Origin of the sequence: Acidicapsa acidisoli, assembly GCF_025685625.1 — a bacterium.
GTDB lineage: Bacteria > Acidobacteriota > Terriglobia > Terriglobales > Acidobacteriaceae > Acidicapsa > Acidicapsa acidisoli.
Map to the genome: position 1 here is coordinate 1 of NZ_JAGSYI010000003.1, position 16,690 is coordinate 16,690.

Sequence of the window (16,690 nt, forward strand, 5' to 3'; positions counted from 1 at the left end):
ACCAATTTCAGTGGCGGCGTATCCTCGGCAAATACGAAAGCTCGCGGCGCTGCCCCCGCGATAGCGAGTGCGGCAAACCAGAAGAAATACCGTTGGTACGAACGCATCAATCCCTCCCACCCTTCAAAACTCTGCAGATTTCAGTGTAACCAGAGGCAATGCCGCAGATGCGGCACCTGCTTCGATCAGTTCTCCTCGATCGAAGGCACGCCGCCACTTGAACAAATTGGTTGCCATTTACTCCGTGCTCGCGAAGGAGCCTTGGTTCACCTGACTCAGTGCGGGGATATCGGCATGCCATCGATGAGTTCGTCGCCTGGCATTGCTCTGAACGCTATATCGGTTGCAGGCAGCGTTTGAGACCAGCGGTCAACGACAAACTCGGTATTGAACTCGGGTGAGGCTGTGACCGCACCGCCTGGACGTACAGGCGACTTTCCGGGCAGTTGATGAAAACGCTATTTAAACCGCTTCGAAATGAAGGGTGGTCGGAAAGATAACGGGCCGTGGAGAGCTTCGCGCCGACTGCGCTCAACACTGTTTGAGTGAGAACTCTTGTGAGGCGCGTGTCCATTGTTTGCAACGATGGCTGTACAGTGAGCCCCGTTGATTCTCGTGACTTCACCAACGAGCTTTCCATTTCCTTCATCCGCCACCATCAATCTGATCTCACGTGCTATGTAAAGACGATGATTAAGCGGGTCCGCAATGATTTAGTCCCATCCGCCATTTCCGCCTAGCGGATAGGATTGGGTAACGCGATAAGCAGTCGATATCTGCGCCATTAGGCCGGAAGTGGTTAGGAGTGCAAGAATAACCGCTTTGAGATACATGATGCTCCTTGATGATGGTATGTCGGCACGCACTGGATCAGGGATGACGCACCTTTGGAGTGCCGGATATGTTGCGTCACATCGACACGAGCAACAATATTATTCATTCATTTACTAGAAACCCCAGAGAAAAAGTGTAATTCATCTAGTAGTACTAACGATTATGTTTCCCCAATTCGCAGAGATGAGAAGGGCCATCCCGAAGGTACGGACGGCCCTTTCAACTGGATGATCTTATGTCCATGAATCGAGCGACTAACGATACAGGGCTTCCTTGCTCGGAATCTGTTTCTGAATGTCATCGCGAATCGCAACACCGATCTTGATTGCTTCATCCTCGCTGGACGCCTTTGTAAATGGAACTTCCATCACTACAAATCCACCATCCATATCACGTCCCTTTGCATCAGTCAGAGGAATGAGTAGATCGAAAGTTTTGTCCTTGTCCAGTCGCCTGGCTACAGGTTTACCAGTGGCAAGATTCTTCATGTCGCCCTCAGATGACTTTTTGCCGATCTTCGAGGGGGTTATGTTGGCGATAATTACGTTGTCCGTCTCCCCAGGAGGAACGGCATGGATCCCAAGCTTTACAATCTCATCGCGGTGAGCGGCATTGACTTTGTTGACGAGATCTTGCGCAAACGGAGCACGAACATGCATATAGGTTGAAGGGTCCTGAGCTGGGGCTTTAGTCGGCTTGTCCTGAGCGAAAGCAGCGGCGGGCGCCAGGCTCAAGGCGACGGCGAAAAACATTCTTGCTGTGTAAAGCGACATAGATTGATGCTCCTAGATGAATTCGGTTGATTATTGCCTTTATGCATCCGGCCCTGACAAGCACATGTGCACTTGCCTACAGACTACCTCGCACCTTGTGTCCCTAATGGTCGCGCGTTCCAACGCTCGGCTGTCTGGTCACAAGAGATGAATTAGCTATGCGTTTGATCGCATGAAGCCCCATGACCTGATTCGACAAGAGGTTTCTTAGATCAACCTTAGAAATCAGGCAGGTAACATTTATTTAATAGAGCTTGGATTCGTTTTTAACACTTCTCCGGTTTTAATGATTAGACATGAACATCCTCATCATCGAAGACAACAGAAGGATCGGCAATATCCTCCGCCAAGGACTCCTGGAAGAGGGACATCAAGTATCGATATCTGAGCGTGGAGATGAAGGCCGGGATTTGTTGTTGAATGTCCCATTCGATCTTGCCGTCCTTGACATTATGCTTCCTGGTCTCGATGGATTTGCCGTGCTCCAGCAGATACGTGCCAAGAGATGTGGCATTCCGGTGTTAATGCTGACGGCGCGCGATACGATGCCTGACATTGTGCACGGATTGAATCTTGGAGCCGACGATTATCTGACCAAGCCATTTCAAATTCAGGTCTTTATTGCCAGGATTCGAGCCATCAGCAGGCGCCGGCCCATACTCGAGCCTGCCTGCTTGTATGCGGGTGACCTGATGCTGGATACGACTAACCGAGTGGTTCTTCGAGACAGCGAGTCGATAGTCCTCTCAAGAAAACAATATGCTTTGCTCGAGTTGCTGATGAGGCGCAAGAATCAAGTTGTCAGCAGAAATCTGGTTCGGGAAGTCGGCTGGTCCTACGATACGGATGTTAGCGACGGCAGCATCGACTTTTACATACACAGCCTGCGTGCGAAGATCGACTTGAAGGGCCAGGAGAGCCAAATCCGGACGGTTCGTGCGCTTGGTTATATGCTGGTCTCACCGAGATGAGGATCAATCGGCGTTCTCTGCGCGTACGCGTCTGCATTCTCTACATTGTGTTCACTGTCGCGACGATGGTCGGGCTGGGCGGCTTCTCGTTTTGGTATTTGGATCGTGCTCTCGCCAGTTCGCGCAGGCGCACGATGGAAGCTCGCGAAGATCGCCTCGTGGAATTCGTAAATGCCTGGCCTAACTCGGGCTCTCCGGTTCCTTTGGTACGGAAGCTGCAACAACTGACCCTCGCAATTGCATCGACCGACATCATCCAGATCTATGACCTGAACGGTAGGATCGTCTACTCTTCCCCGGGGCCCAGTGATCTGAAGGTACCGTGGCCAAACCAGGATTGCACAGAGCGGTGCTACGGCTTAGTGCGCCAAAATGCACATCGAATTAGGACCATCAATCATGTCATCACGCTTGATGGCCAACGGTACCGTCTTTCTCTCTCCGGTAAGATCGACGAGCATTTTGATGTCCTCAACGCAATTCGCAACTCCTATTTTTTGGTATGTCCACTCATGTTGCTCCTGTCGGTAGGTGGCGGTTTTATTGTGAGTGGTCGTGCGCTCGAGCCAATCAGCCGAATCAACGTTGAAGCACAGAAAATTGGGATCCAGGAGTTGCAGCGGCGAATTCCTGTGCCAGAAACAGGCGACGAACTGCAGACTCTCACGGTGACCTGGAACCAGTTACTCGAACGATTGGAGATCGCAGTCGAAAGACTCACTCAATTCACAAGCGATATCTCTCATGATTTGAGTACGACCATCACAGTCATGATGACAACAGCAGGGTTAGCCCTTAGCAGAGACCGGTCTCCCGAGGAGTATCGCATTGCTCTCCAGAATATCAACGTCGAATGCGAGGCGACGGCTGAGCTTCTCGACACCTTGCTCGCAATCGCGAGGGCTGATCTCGTTCATCAGAAGATCGAATGGAAGGCGATCAATCTTACGGACCTTGTCATCGAGGTCTCACAGCAGTTTCAACCGCGAGCAATCGTCAAAGGACAGACGATTACACTTCAGGTAGAGGATGAAATCTGGACAAACGGGGATTTGTCCCTGCTACGGCGAATGACCTCGATACTGCTCGACAACGCGATCAAATATACGCCGGAATCCGGAATCGTGACGGTCTCACTTGCACGGCGACAGAACTCTCTTGAGCTGCGGGTGAGTGATACCGGCATTGGTATTCCGGAACATGCAATTCCAAGGATATTTGATCGTTTTTACCGGGTTGAAGAGTCTAGAACCGAAAACGAGGAAAGTAACGGACTGGGGTTAGCGATCGCGAAGTGGGTGGTTGAAGCTCATCGGTCGACCATTGATGTTGTCTCGAAGCCCGGACAAGGTAGCACCTTTACTGTATCCATACCCCAAGTAGCTCAGACGGAACACACTGATGCTGCTTACGCTCCACTGTCATAACCTGGAGGGCGATCTTCACATTCGGCACTGTTAGGGAAAACCCCGGAACCATCCAGGACTAGAATCATTAGAATCGGAATGACACACCTATACTTTGCCATGGATGTTAGTCATACGCTGTTGCGAGTCTCTTCGAGTAGAGCCTTTATCGGCCCGGACATCCCGACGCATTCGCTGCCGTTCTGTTGTTTAGAACATTAGGAGAGCAATCGGCACAACCACCCCTGCTATCAAGGCTACCCAAGCCAAGCGCGGGTAGCCTCCATAAGAAAAAGACATGTATATCCCAAGGGCGGTCGTTACGATGAGGCCGCTCGACATAAGTACAACAAACCACTTCATGGGCAGCGCCGAATGATTTGGCGTTGCGCCTTTTTTGAGAGCAGGCGCATCGTCCAATTCGGGATCGACGGTGTCTGATTCTGCCTTCTTAGGCTTACCCTTTGTTCTCACGTTCATGTTTTGGCTCTTGTGTATTTGAGCGATCTCCTGGATCCACATGGGCGGCGTATAACCTGTGCGTGCATCTGTCTTGTGCAGGTTAAAGGTCTGGAGCGCTCCACTGAAGGCGAAGAACAGAATCGCGGGAGAAAAAAAGAGTCCCATGTATCGATGCAGCAGCCGTACGGTCTTCAGCCAGCTGCCCCGACTCCGAGGCCTCGCTCTCTCCGTTCCGAGTTCGGATGATTCGAAGCTTTTATCCGTTGCCTCGGATATGGAGGATGGGATTGTAACGATTGCCTTCATGCGGCTCCTATTTGCATATCTGCTGGATAACGGTGATATTGGGTTCGGTATGCTCTATCGAACAGGCCCGGGCTGCAATGCTGCCGAATGTTTCTTCCACACTGGGTATTCCGTTCCATTGCTATTGCGCCAGAGGATTGCATTCAGTTGCTCGGTAGGGACATCGTCGGGCTCTTTCCAATTCATCCTGCTTGATGCCATCGCGTCGATCTTTTGTTGACCGTTCAGGGCGTTAAGGTCTGGGTTGCGCTCGTAGATAGATTGTTTCGGTTCAACCGCCTGATACGGAGTGAGATCTGGCGTTGGCTGAAAGCTGGCTCTCATATCATTCGCAATCAGATCAAACACGGACATAGGCCGCACACCGAAGATCGTCTCAATCGTCTTCACCATGCTGACCTGCGAATAAAATGTTGAATCGATCGAGGCGCGTTTCGTATATGGGCTGACCGCGAGAGCCACCGTACGATGACCGTCTACATGATCCAGTCCGTCCTGGGCGTCATCCTCGACGATCAGAATCAGAGTTGACTTCCAAAACGCAGAATGTGACACCCATTCAACAATCTGCCCTATAGCGAGATCATTGTCTGCAAGGCATGCCTTCGGTGTTGAGAATCCCGGCGTTGTCCCTTCTGTATGGTCGGAGGGCAACTGTACCATGACAAGATTCGGCATATTGCCTTCTCGCGCCCACTGCTTCAGATGACGAAGGAATATTCGAGCACGTGTCACATCCGGTACTTTGAGGCCGTAAGAGGGAAAGTCGGGAATCAGGTATTGATTCAGTTCCGCTATGGGCGCCTTCGTATGAAACTCACCTGAAAAATCACTGCCCTGCCTGTATTCGTCTAAGAGCTTCGCACGGAGATCGCCGTTTTTTCCGCCCATCTCTCCCACGTACTCTCCGAAATCGGCAAAGGTTTTGTGATTGGCAACCAAATGATCCCAGAGGAAACCGGACCCCACGAAGGCAAGCGGATCATCACCATTCTTGGGGTAACTGCGCCCGTTGTAACCAGGCCAGTAGGCGTAATCTGCTTCCGCTGCCTGAGTGAGCCACTGATGGCCGTCCGCGCTGTTGCCCCCGTTTGCAAAGAAGTTATCGAGAAGCACGAACTCCTTCGCAAGTTTTCTATGATTCGGAATGACGTCATCCTGATACTGATTGAGACCGGGGTCGCCATTGCCTTTTCCCAGCGAGCCAAAATACTGATCGTAACTGCGGTTTTCTTTGATGATGTAGATCACGTGATCGATTGTCGATGGTTCTCCGAGGCGCGCAGGAACGGGCTGCGGCGCAGCGTTTGGTCTCGCTTGAAGATTCGGCGTCAGTTCACCGGGCACACCGAGATGATTGTCCTCAGCAACGGCGATGGTATAACATTCCAACTCGTCGTCGTCCGGTACGGGAATAATGTGAACCGTTCCACGATCCGCATGTACGTAGCGCCGATGAATATTGAGTTCGGGTTTCATGCCGTCACGCTTCTCGCGCGCTAACAGGTTGGAGCTGTTCCAACCGGTTCCGACACCGAGGAGAGTCGAGACTGCGAGAAACTTCCCGTCGGGACTTAAGACCACATCGTCGGGGTACCAGCCAGTGGGAATATAGCCAGCAACGCGAGGATGAACACCCTTCAGGTTCACCACACCCACTGCATTGATGCCAGCGCAGGCAACGTAAAGAGTGGCCTGATCAGGAGCAAGTGCCACAGACTCAGGGGAAATGCCGGCAACTTTCCTGTTGAATGGTTGAAGCGTGATTGTTTCGATCAGATGATTCGTTCTTGTATCCACAACGGATACTGTGTCCGAGTTGCTGTTCGCCACATAGAGCCGTTGGTGTGCTTCGTCCCAGGCCATGCCCGAGGGATGCAGCCCGACCTCTACAGTAGCGATCACTTTGCCGGAGACAAGGTCGATCCGTGAGATCGTGCCGCTTGAGACCAAACCATGCTCATCGACCAGTACCTGGTCCGCGTGCTCTTCCGGCCCGGTCGCAGCAGTCCTCTCTCCCTGCTTGGGAAATCGGCCGCCCCAGTTGCTCACAAAGGCTACGGAACTGTCGTGATTCACAACAGCACTGAAGGGAGCGATTCCTGTCCGAACATCTGTCACGATCTGCTTTGTATCAAGGTCGACGATTGCCGCTTCATCGTTGAAGGTGAGGGCGACGACTGCCAGCCGTTGGCCTTGGCTGTTCCTCGTGCTGCCGATTCCAAGTCCCCCGCCCTGAAGATCCCCTAATTTACCTGCTATGACGGTGCTCTTGTTGTCCGCAAGCGAGATCATTTGTACTATTGAGTTCTTTCCCTTCGCACCTCCCGATAAACCGGTCATGATCGGCGTATGGCTACCGGCATCGTAAGCGAGACCCTGCATTCCAACGCTGATAGGCGAATCGACCACACTAACCATGCGGTTCGTCGCGAGATCAATCTGAAAGATGTGTGAAGAGTTCTGACCAAGCGTGGCCGCAAAGATGGATTTGCCATCGTCGCTGAAAGCGACGCCATTTACACGGCTCTCAAAAACACTCTGTAATCCTGCTGGAGTGATGCCCTGGCGACTCGGAATGATACCCGGATCGACCACTGAGTTGACTGGGGCCACGGCCTTCGTCGGCCTAGCCTCCTCCTGGCCAACGGGACCCATCTTCTGTGGCCCTTGCGTTGTCGGCTCCTGGGCTCGCCCAACTCCGCAGACATAGCAAATGAAGAGAGTTGAAGCAACGATGAGTTTCACGTGATTTCTGAATCTACGCCATAGCATATGGGGATCTCTCCTTACCTTTCAACAAGACATGTAGGAAACATACTTCGCTGACTGGACAACCTGAATATCCGATCAACTCTTTCCGTGGAGTACTGCCCGAGCAGCTTGCAGCGCCGGGATCGCTTCGATATTGAGAATGAGGTCCACGACTCGATTGCGCTGGGCGCTTGCCATGGACGACTGAGTCAAGTCCTGGAACTTCGTAATGACTTCTTCACGCGTCATAGGGTTCGCGACTGTTCCTCGCACAGAATCCACTCTCTGGCGGTAAATATGTCCTCCTCTAGTAGTGACTTCAACAATGGGCACTAACTTTGGAAGTTCTTTTTCAAGATCATGGTCAGGAATGAGCGTCGCAGCTGCCACTATGCCCGCGCGGTTCATGAATGCACACCTCGTTGAGATAGATGTCGTCATGTTGGTCACTGGGTACAAGTGAGGTCCCTGCTACTTGCCCACAACAAGAACACAGAATGTGCCATCAGTGATTGTCTTTTTCGGTTTTTGAGAGGCATCAGCCGCCGACGTTGTCACGACGATAGCTGCGGGAAGGAATATCTTCCCGGTTTTCTTGTCGAAGGCCATCGTTTTGGCACTTGCCTGCGTTACGACAGAATCGTGCGCAACGTATTCGTCCGGTCCCTTTTGTTCGATAACGCTGAGATTGCCTTCTCCGTTTGAAAAGAAGATCAGGTGGTCTTTTGCATCGAAACCCGCAGCGTCAGTTCCCGAACCCGTGGGTACAGTGGTTATTTGCTTGCCTGTAGTGGAGTCAAGCACTGCCATAATCTTGCTGTGACCACCGACGAAAATGCGTTTATTCTTGACATCGACTGCAAGGCCCGTCGGCGCTTTGATTCCATCGAGCGGGAAATGCTGTTTCACTTCGAACGTCATCGGATCGAACGCGGCTACTTCGTCTTTATCTTCGAGGGCCACATAGATAAGACCGTTTTTTCCAGGCGCAGCTCCCTCTCCGTTGCCTCCGACATTAACAGTCCCCACCACGTTGCCGGTCGCAGCATCGATGACGGTAATGTCATGTGATTTGTGATTGTTAGTGAAAACACGTTGTGTATCAGGATCAAAATAGATCCCGTCCGGCCCTTTACCCACATCGATCTTCTTGATTACGGCGAGGCTTTCTGTATCAAACATCGTGACTTTGTCTTCTCTTCCATTGCTGGTGAAACCGTGCTTGAACTTCGGCGCCACCGCAATTCCATGCACGCCGGGAGTGTCTTCGATCGTTCCCACTGCAGCGCCAGTGTCGGCGTTGAGCACATTGACGCGAACGGAATGGGAGACATAGATACGCCGCCCTACGCTGTCAACCGTGATGTAGTCCCACCCATCGCTGCCGCCAATCGAGTAGCGGGTTTGTACCTTATAGTCCGATGCCTGTGCTGCGAGGCAACTTCCAAATACAAGCGCCACGATAATGATGATCTGCTTCATGTCTTCTTGGCCTCCTTAGCTGATTCTGGTTTGTCTCGGTCCGTGTACAGGTCTCAAATCTGTACACGGTAAACGAGAGGAACATTTGGTTAGAGCAAATGAAATTCCGCCTGAAGCGGACGTCTGTCAGAACTGCACCTTTACACCAAATTGCAGTTCGCGAGGCGTGCCCGTACCGGTGGGGTTGGTGTTATAAGAGTTGCTGATGAGGCCGTAGGAGTTTGGATTATCCGATACGCCAGGCTGTGGCGGTGCCCAGTTGGTGTTCGGCTGCCCGTACTGGGCAACGTTGAGGACGTTGAAGGCTTCTGCGCGAAAGGTGAGACCAACCCGCTCCGTGAGCGCAAAGCGCTTTTGAAGCGACGGATCGATCTGCCAGACGCCGGGCGCGCGAGCGGCGTTGCGCCCCAGATCGCCGTAGGCTGAAACACCCGGCGGGACAACGCACACACTGGTGCCTGGACAGGTAAAAGGAACCGCGAAGGCCGCGGGATTCAGCCACAACGCAGTAGTTTTGTGCCTCGGGTAGAGCGGTACACCCGGCACGCGATCAGGGCGCTGAGCCTGAGCGATCCCGTCCGGGACATCCGTGGAGTTTCGGTTAAGCGTGACATTGAGCGGCATGCCGCTGCGCGCGTAACCCATCGCGCTCAACTGCCAGCCGCCAAGAATTTGGTCCAGATAGCCGGGAGCGCTTCCGAGGATAGTGTGTCCCCTGCCTACCGGAATCTGCCACACCGTACTCGCGGTAAAGTAGTGGCGCATGTCCTGATCGCTCGAAGCACGTTCGCAGCGCATGCAATCGGGGTTCTCCGGTGTATCGGACTCGCCCCCGCCAATACCTCCGTTATTGATTGAGTGGGACCACTCGTAATTAACAGAGAGTTGGAGTCCGGTCGAGTAGTCGCGCTTGAGACCTAGCTGGAGTGCGTTGGTACTGGCATGATTGGTAAATTCTTTGTACTCAAAGCCGATATCGTACGCTGGATAAATCCCGGTCCCTATCGGAGCGTTGGGGTCTTGGGGGTTCGTCACGGTATCGTTGAATACGTGCTCGACGTCGGTTCCGAAGTAGGCCACTTGGACGATGGTTCGAGGCGCAACCTGCTGCTGAATGGATAATGTCCACTCGTTGGCAGCAGTATCTTTACGGTGGATATCAGCTCCCGTGGGACTGAGATTGGTGCCGAGGCTTGCATTCTCGGGAATGGGATAGCTTACGTTATACAGCGTGTAAGACGTGCTGATGTTGCCGATAGGATCGCCCAGGCTGCCGAACTGGCCGTTGCCGTAGTAGATCCCGAATCCGGCTCTGATCGAAGTCTTACCGTGCAGGGCGTCAGGAGCCCAAGCCATGCTGACTCGCGGCGACAAGTCCAAAAGGTTCGGGTAATACCAAGGGACCGATGATGGGCAAACTATGTTTGGACAGTGCACCGGATCGACATTGACACCGCGACCGAGAACCTCATGGTCCTGACCGAAGGATTCATACCGTAACCCTACATTCATCGTCAGTGTTGGGCTGAATTTGTAATCATCCAGAACATACGCGTACGTCTCCTTCATGCGCGCGCCGGTCAGCGGATTCGCGCCGCGAAAGTAGTCCTGGTCTAGTTGATTATTGAGGAAATCCTGGGTGCTGTTATACGTAAGCTCCCAATCAGGGCTGTTCGGTGAAGCCTTGTTTTCCTGCATGGCGAGAAAGGTGACGCCCGCCTTGATCGTATGCTTCCCCCGCAAAAACGTCGCGTCATCGATGAAGGAAAACGAGTTGTCGTTGCGTGTCGTTCCGCTCGATGTATCAAGCGTGGTGAATGGGGCGATATTCAGCAAGAAGGGAAGTTGAGTGCTCTGTCCTTCCAGCGAAACGGTCCTATTGAAACCGTACTTGAAGTCGTTCAGGAATCTCGGGGAAAAGGTGTTCTGAATATCGATGACCGCACTCGGCTCGCTCTCGTTGTGGAACGCGGTTAGCGGGTTAATTCCATCAGGTTTTGATTCCGTAAACGCATCGTCGTTGAAGCGTGCGAAGATGCTCATCTTGTCGTTGACATGCCAGTCCATTCGCGCCAGGCCCGAGTTCTCAGTTGTGGCCTGCGGCCCACTCCCAAACCACTGCATAGAGATTGCATCGATGGGAACCTGCCCTGCCGGAAATGCATTGATGAGAGGAGCCAGGACGGGCTGCTGGACTGCAACCTGTGCTTTGAATTGGGATGTCGGGACGATGCCGGTCAGAACCTGGTTGATAGTCTCTCGATTTCCTTCGTAATTGACGAAGAAGAAGACCTTCTTCTTCACAATCGGTCCACCCAAATTTCCGCCAAAATCGTTGTAGTGCAACCCGGGAAGTTGTCCGGCGGCGTCCCACGGAGAAGCATCGAAGACGCTGTTGCGAATGTACTCCCACGCGGATCCTGAGAACTTGTCGCCGCCGGTCTTCGATACTTCCTCAATTTGCCCGCCAGGAGATCCGCCCTGGTCGGCACTATAGGCAACGCTGTTCGCCCGTAACTCAGCAATCGCCTCTGTTGAGACCTCCAGACGCATGTTGACATCGACAAACGGATTATTGATACCAGAGTTGTCCACGCCGTCCAAATGCCAGGTGTTGTCCTCGTCCGACATGCCGCCGAATCGTAGATCCTGTTGTTGACCTGTGCCCGAATCGATTGCTCCTGGAACCAGATCCAGCAGGCCGACAAAACTTCGGCCGTTGATGGGTAGATCGGCTGATTGCTTGCTGTTGATGACGCCTCCGATCTCGGCTGAAGACTTTGACAGGCCCGCATCAGGTTCCACGTCGATACGAGTGACGACCCCGGCCACAGCCAGGCTCGCATTCAATGTACGAATCTGACCTACATCAAGGCTGACGGTGTCGAAGATCGACTTTGAAAAACCCCGCGCTTCCATAGTCACCTGATAATTTCCAGTTGCCAGAGAAGTCATCACATAGATGCCTGCGCCGTCCGTCTTCGTCGGGCGTTCCACATTCGTTGCAAGCGACTTGATCACGATGTGTGCGCCCGAAATTACCCTGCCGGAGGAATCTGTAACAGTACCGGTGATTGTGCCTCGATCAGTCTGTGCAATCACAGACATAGTCGACAACACAAACAGTAGAACGTAAGATAGCTTTTTCATGGCAGTTCCCCTCGTTTTCGTGGGCTATTGGTTAAGGTCCTGATTGATACATTGCGTCCTTGCTGGGAGTCTGAAGCAGAATCCAGCATCCGTCTCTGTTTGTTCGCCTGTGATCTAGAGGCAAAGAAGAAGAACTGTTTATCCATCGTTTGAGCTGTTCTCGTACATGTTTGTTCGTCTCGTTGATCATTGGCGGAGGCAGTTCCTCTCCCGCCTTGCGACGAATGCCCGAATCTTTCGGTAACTTAGAAGCAGGCCGCGAGGTGGGAGCGGTAGCAATAGCTCCATTCAAGCCAACAAATCTTAGTTGAGCCTTAGAAATATGCCGTGTCACCGACGATTCACAGTGTTCGGCATGACTTTTCACAATAAGTCGAAGTAGGACTTATTCCTGCCCATTCGTGGCATCGTCTGTAGCTCATCGATTTGTCGAATGGTCTTTAACCCCACCAAATGAGCCGTAGTATTGTCGACATCGCTACAGCATGACTGCCCGCACCCGCTCTACCACTTGTCGAGTGATGGAACGGCAGGGTTGCTGGTCTCAGCAGTCTCCAGTTTGCTATGAAAGGGGCCAGGGCCGCTCGCCGCGGCGGCGGAGCTTTGTATTTCGGACAAACAGAGCAGCCTTGGAAAAACATACTGAGCAGCAATACGCGCAGACTGGCTGTGGTGGTTACGCGATGCTGATTTGGACAAGTTCTGGCTTGGCGACAATCTCGGCTTTCACATGCGCGTCCAGGTCGATCGTTTGATAGTAACCTCGATAGAGGTCGAGATCGAATGCAGACAGCGGCATTGCACTCCGCATATGACTCTTGGCCTCGGCAGGGCGCTACGGCGTCTTAGGAGCGAACTCGGGACCGTGTACCAGAACTAGCCTGATCCTTGCAATTTGGAGGCCTTTCGCCAGAGCCATGCTCTTCTCATCCAGCCTCTGCGAAGTACGCACAAAGCGATCGCCAGATTGTCTCAATTGCTCGACCAACACCTGCTGGCCCGCGGCGCTGAAGTTTTGAAAGCTGTTGACACCTACCAAGCATTTTGTACTCCGTGCGAGGCCCAGTTGAGATGTCAAAGCGACAATGATGGCGAAGGATAACAGAAAGGCTGGAAATCGACGGAACACCATTTCTCTTTGCGGTTTTTCTCGATTAGCATCTTCGGCCCTGTCGACAAAACCCGGTCAGCGCCAACTTGTTGTTCTGCCATCGTCAGATGGCTACAATCGCGGTTTTCGATACTAATCCTCGGGGCAAAGCTCACAGAGCGCACTGCCCATTTATTCTTGGCTGAGAACTGGCAACTTGGTAAACACCTTCGATAGACGCATCCCGCGTAGGGAAATGGCGACACAGAGTACCAGCTCCAACGCCGGCCTGCTTCGCGATTTCGTCCAGGCGTCGCCGGGCGATGCGCAGGCAGGCTTCGGCGAAGCAGTGGTGATGATTGCGGAGTGGAACAGAAGGCGCACTATTTAGCGATGGACCTGCGCCACTCGGACGATTGTTTTGTGGTCCCATGAGAAGACTTTCTCAGATGCTCATTCAACGTGTACCGACTTCCCATTCTATGGAGCAACGTCGTGAAAAATTCTCACTCTAGTCCGGTTTCTGGCACTCTGCGCAAGAGGCGTACACGCTCGGAGGTATCATTCAGCTTCCCAGTGCAATCAGAGGATGTAGAGAGCGCGCCAATCGAATTCAAAGACATGTCGCCCAATCCTGAGCAACTTTATTCTAGACGTCAGCACTTCGTAAGACTTCTGAGCGCGATTGACAATCTGGCACCTAATCTGCGGGTGGTGGCACGCGCCCGAGTGTTACAGGAACGCTCTGTGTCTGAGACTGCTGAGCTTCTTGATATCTCTGAAGCCGCAATAAAATCTCGCACCCTCCGGGCGCGCGTACGACTTGCTAGCAAGCTCACGCCAGGCGCTAAGTCTCTCAATGAAGTGTTCGACACATCCCCAATATATAGTGAGACGGCTCTGGTACATCGCGCCGGTCTTTACGTCACGATCAATGCTTTGGATACACCAGCCCGATTCCTGAAGCAGATTGGGGCTTCGATGAATTCATTCAGCACGTTCATCCGGAAGATCGTGCACGCGTAAAAGGGGATTTCCTTCAGGCCGCGAGTGAACTACAAAATTTGCACCATGAGTTCCGCGTAGTGTGGCCAGACGGGAGCGTGCATTGGCTGGCGAGCCGCGGAAGCGTCTATCGGAAGAGCGAAGGGAAAGCGACGCGGATTCTCGGCATTGTGATGGATATTACCAGGCGCAAGCAAGCGGAAGAAACTCTGCGTGCCACCAAGGCCGCGCTGGAGTTTGCACTGGAGTCGGCGAAAATTGGTGACTGGGATCTCGACTTGAACAGTGATACGTCATGCCGCTCACTGCGCCATGATCAATGTTTCGTGTACAACACGCCCATCCCGGAGGCAGAATGGGGCATTGAGGTATTCAGTCGGCACCTCCATCCGAAGGACCGTGCGCGTGTGGTTGACAGCTTACGCAAAGCGGCACAAGAGTTGGTGGACTGGGGTTCCGAGTTTCGAGTGATATGGCCAGATGGAAGCCTCCATTGGCTTAAGGCCCGCGGAAGCATCTATCGGACGAGCGAAGGAAAAGCCACTCGGATGCTCGGTATTGTGACGGATATAACGGACCGAAAGCAGGCGGAGGAAACCCTCAGATCCTCGGAGACACTGGCGCGGCGCCAGGTCGAAGCACTTAAGGGTGCGCTCGACGCATTGGCTATGGAGTCGGATCCAGACCGCTTGGTTGGGCATATTTTGCGCACTCTCACAGAGCAATTCTGGGCGCACAGCAGCAGCGTGTGGCGACGGAACGAACCCAGCGAATTGGTCAGTTTTGAATTTGCATTTGGAGCGAGGGAGAGGGCAGAGGTCTGGAACCGCATTAACGCCAAGGCACGATTCGAGAGAGCTATCGATGCTGATATGTCAACCAGTGCGCCGATCTGCTTGGACTTGGACCTGGTCCCTGGGTTGAGGCCAGCGGGCCAGCGCTCTCGTTGAGGTGAACCTCGGCTTAGACAGAGGTCTACAGGGCAGAGGTCGGAGGTCCGATAAGGGTCCAATAAGGGTTATCGCTGTTACCTCAAAACGCCAAAAGAAGCCATCCGTGCCGCTTAGTTTCAATAAGTTACGCCAAAATGCTGGACTTGCTGTTCATCTTCCGCACTGTCTTCCCCACTGCCACGCGTAGACCACCCCGTGTCGAGCTCAAGGATTGCCCGCTTGAGAAATGAGCTTAACCGCAATTTATCGGTATAATAACGGCATAGAAACTGCCCTATATCGGCATGACGCGCATGGAGGCCCGATGGTAACGCGAAAGCAAACGACCTTTAAGCCGATCTTTACCATTACACCGGCTGTTGCCGGCAATCTCATGCGTATCGAGGCCGTGAGGCAGGCGATTCAATCACTGCCCATCACGCCGCGAGTGCTGGCGAGCCTGCGGGAAACGGCACGCCTATTTTCAACCCACTATTCGACCATGATTGAGGGCAATCGACTGACGCAGGAGCAGGTCGTCCAAGTGATCGGCCAGGAGCAGCATTTTCCGGGGCGCGAGCGTGATGAGGGAGAGGTCAAGGGCTATTACGCGGCGCTCGACGAAGTGGAGAGGGCCGCGCAGCAGCGGGAGGCGGTGACTGAGACCGCAGTGCAAAGACTTCATGCTCTGGTGATGGGCGGAGGGAAGACGCGCGTGCGGCCCACGCCGTACCGCGACGGGCAGAACGTCATTCGCGATAGCCGCTCCAGCGGTATTGTCTACATGCCGCCCGAGGCAAAAGATGTTTCGCCCCTAATGAAGCAACTCGTCGCGTGGCTCAACCGGCAGGATGATTTGCCCGTTCCGATCCGGGCCGGCGTCGCGCACTATCAATTTGCCACGATCCATCCCTACTACGACGGCAATGGCCGGACCGCCCGCCTGCTGACAACGCTCATCCTGCACCTCGGAGGATACGACCTCAAGGGGCTATATGCATTGGAGGAGTATTATGCGCGTGCCCTCAAGGACTACTACGAGGCCTTGACCGTCGGCCCATCGCACAACTACTACGTGGGACGCGCCGAGGCAGACATCACGGGATGGGTCTCCTACTTCATTGAGGGTATGGCGGTTTCATTTGAGAAAGTGCGCAACCAGGCCGAGAGCGAATCCGGCAGAGGCGGCAAGGATCAAACGAAACTACTGCGGAATCTCGATGCCCGGCAGAGGAAAGCGCTTGCGCTCTTCCGGCGCTCACGTGAGGCCACTGCAAAGGAGATCGGTGCGATTTTCGGTTTCCAGCCGCGGACAGCGGCTCACTTGTGTCAGCGGTGGGTCGAGAGTGGTTTTCTCGAAGTGACCGACCCGGCCAAGAAATCACGGCGTTACCGGCTCAACGAAGTGTACGAGGCCATGCTCAACAATGAAAAATGAAACTGAAGAATATGCCAAGGACTGTTGGGCGTGGTCGCTTGGCGATTGTGGAGATGGTATAAGCCGCGAACACTATATCTCGCGGTC

The 16,690-nt window shown here is 53.4% G+C and carries 14 protein-coding genes and 1 pseudogene; 7 read left to right on the forward strand and 8 right to left on the reverse strand.

The genetic code is table 11. From position 1 onward, the window contains the following. Positions 1 to 1,088: 1,088 nt before the first annotated feature. On the reverse strand, positions 1,089 to 1,607 hold the full coding sequence (locus OHL23_RS17585) for a hypothetical protein (RefSeq protein WP_263353258.1): 519 nt from the start codon (positions 1,605 to 1,607) through the stop codon (positions 1,089 to 1,091). A 296-nt stretch (positions 1,608 to 1,903) separates the two neighbouring features. On the opposite strand from OHL23_RS17585, the gene OHL23_RS17590 reads away from it, so the two are divergent. Further along, positions 1,904 to 2,578 (forward strand): response regulator transcription factor, encoded by a 675-nt coding sequence (locus tag OHL23_RS17590; RefSeq protein WP_263353259.1) that lies wholly within the window; start codon positions 1,904 to 1,906, stop codon positions 2,576 to 2,578. Positions 2,579 to 2,625: 47 nt separating this feature from the next. Next, on the forward strand, positions 2,626 to 4,005 hold the full coding sequence (locus tag OHL23_RS17595) for a sensor histidine kinase (RefSeq protein ID WP_263353260.1): 1,380 nt from the start codon (positions 2,626 to 2,628) through the stop codon (positions 4,003 to 4,005). 189 nt (positions 4,006 to 4,194) lie between these two features. Here the strand turns inward: OHL23_RS17595 and OHL23_RS17600 are convergent, their stop codons facing one another. The 7 genes from OHL23_RS17600 to OHL23_RS17630 all read right to left on the reverse strand — a co-directional run bounded on the left by OHL23_RS17600 (position 4,195) and on the right by OHL23_RS17630 (position 13,538). Beyond that, positions 4,195 to 4,611: a PepSY domain-containing protein gene (locus OHL23_RS17600; RefSeq protein WP_263353261.1), complete on the reverse strand. Its 417-nt coding sequence runs from the start codon at positions 4,609 to 4,611 to the stop codon at positions 4,195 to 4,197. A gap of 195 nt (positions 4,612 to 4,806) precedes the next feature. Beyond that, complete coding sequence (locus tag OHL23_RS17605) at positions 4,807 to 7,527, reverse strand: bifunctional YncE family protein/alkaline phosphatase family protein (protein WP_263353262.1); 2,721 nt, start codon at positions 7,525 to 7,527, stop codon at positions 4,807 to 4,809. Positions 7,528 to 7,602: 75 nt separating this feature from the next. Further along, on the reverse strand, positions 7,603 to 7,914 hold the full coding sequence (locus OHL23_RS17610) for an MmgE/PrpD family protein (protein ID WP_263353263.1): 312 nt from the start codon (positions 7,912 to 7,914) through the stop codon (positions 7,603 to 7,605). A gap of 63 nt (positions 7,915 to 7,977) precedes the next feature. Then, positions 7,978 to 8,988, reverse strand: a complete 1,011-nt coding sequence (locus OHL23_RS17615; RefSeq protein WP_263353264.1) for a YncE family protein — start codon at positions 8,986 to 8,988, stop codon at positions 7,978 to 7,980. A 126-nt stretch (positions 8,989 to 9,114) separates the two neighbouring features. Then, positions 9,115 to 12,138 (reverse strand): TonB-dependent receptor, encoded by a 3,024-nt coding sequence (locus OHL23_RS17620; protein ID WP_263353266.1) that lies wholly within the window; start codon positions 12,136 to 12,138, stop codon positions 9,115 to 9,117. Positions 12,139 to 12,814: 676 nt separating this feature from the next. Then, positions 12,815 to 12,937, reverse strand: coding sequence for a hypothetical protein (locus OHL23_RS17625; protein WP_263353267.1), 123 nt, complete (start codon positions 12,935 to 12,937; stop codon positions 12,815 to 12,817). A gap of 463 nt (positions 12,938 to 13,400) precedes the next feature. Continuing rightward, a complete protein-coding gene (locus OHL23_RS17630; RefSeq protein ID WP_263354112.1) occupies positions 13,401 to 13,538 on the reverse strand; it encodes a TetR/AcrR family transcriptional regulator in 138 nt (45 codons plus the stop codon). Here OHL23_RS17630 and OHL23_RS17635 point away from each other — a divergent pair. From OHL23_RS17635 to OHL23_RS17650, 5 genes and pseudogenes are all read left to right on the forward strand, one after another. Beyond that, positions 13,485 to 13,619, forward strand: a complete 135-nt coding sequence (locus tag OHL23_RS17635; RefSeq protein WP_263354140.1) for a hypothetical protein — start codon at positions 13,485 to 13,487, stop codon at positions 13,617 to 13,619. The genes OHL23_RS17630 and OHL23_RS17635 overlap by 54 nt on opposite strands. Before the next feature lie 230 nt (positions 13,620 to 13,849). Then, on the forward strand, positions 13,850 to 14,254 hold the full coding sequence (locus OHL23_RS28910) for an RNA polymerase sigma factor (protein ID WP_396127380.1): 405 nt from the start codon (positions 13,850 to 13,852) through the stop codon (positions 14,252 to 14,254). Then, positions 14,173 to 14,433 (forward strand): annotated as a pseudogene (locus OHL23_RS17640) (PAS domain-containing protein); the annotation flags it as partial. The gene OHL23_RS28910 and the pseudogene OHL23_RS17640, both read left to right, overlap by 82 nt. Beyond that, on the forward strand, positions 14,407 to 15,183 hold the full coding sequence (locus OHL23_RS17645; protein WP_263354113.1) for a PAS domain-containing protein: 777 nt from the start codon (positions 14,407 to 14,409) through the stop codon (positions 15,181 to 15,183). The pseudogene OHL23_RS17640 and the gene OHL23_RS17645, both read left to right, overlap by 27 nt. A gap of 307 nt (positions 15,184 to 15,490) precedes the next feature. Beyond that, complete coding sequence (locus OHL23_RS17650; RefSeq protein ID WP_263353269.1) at positions 15,491 to 16,603, forward strand: Fic family protein; 1,113 nt, start codon at positions 15,491 to 15,493, stop codon at positions 16,601 to 16,603. Positions 16,604 to 16,690: the final 87 nt, after the last annotated feature.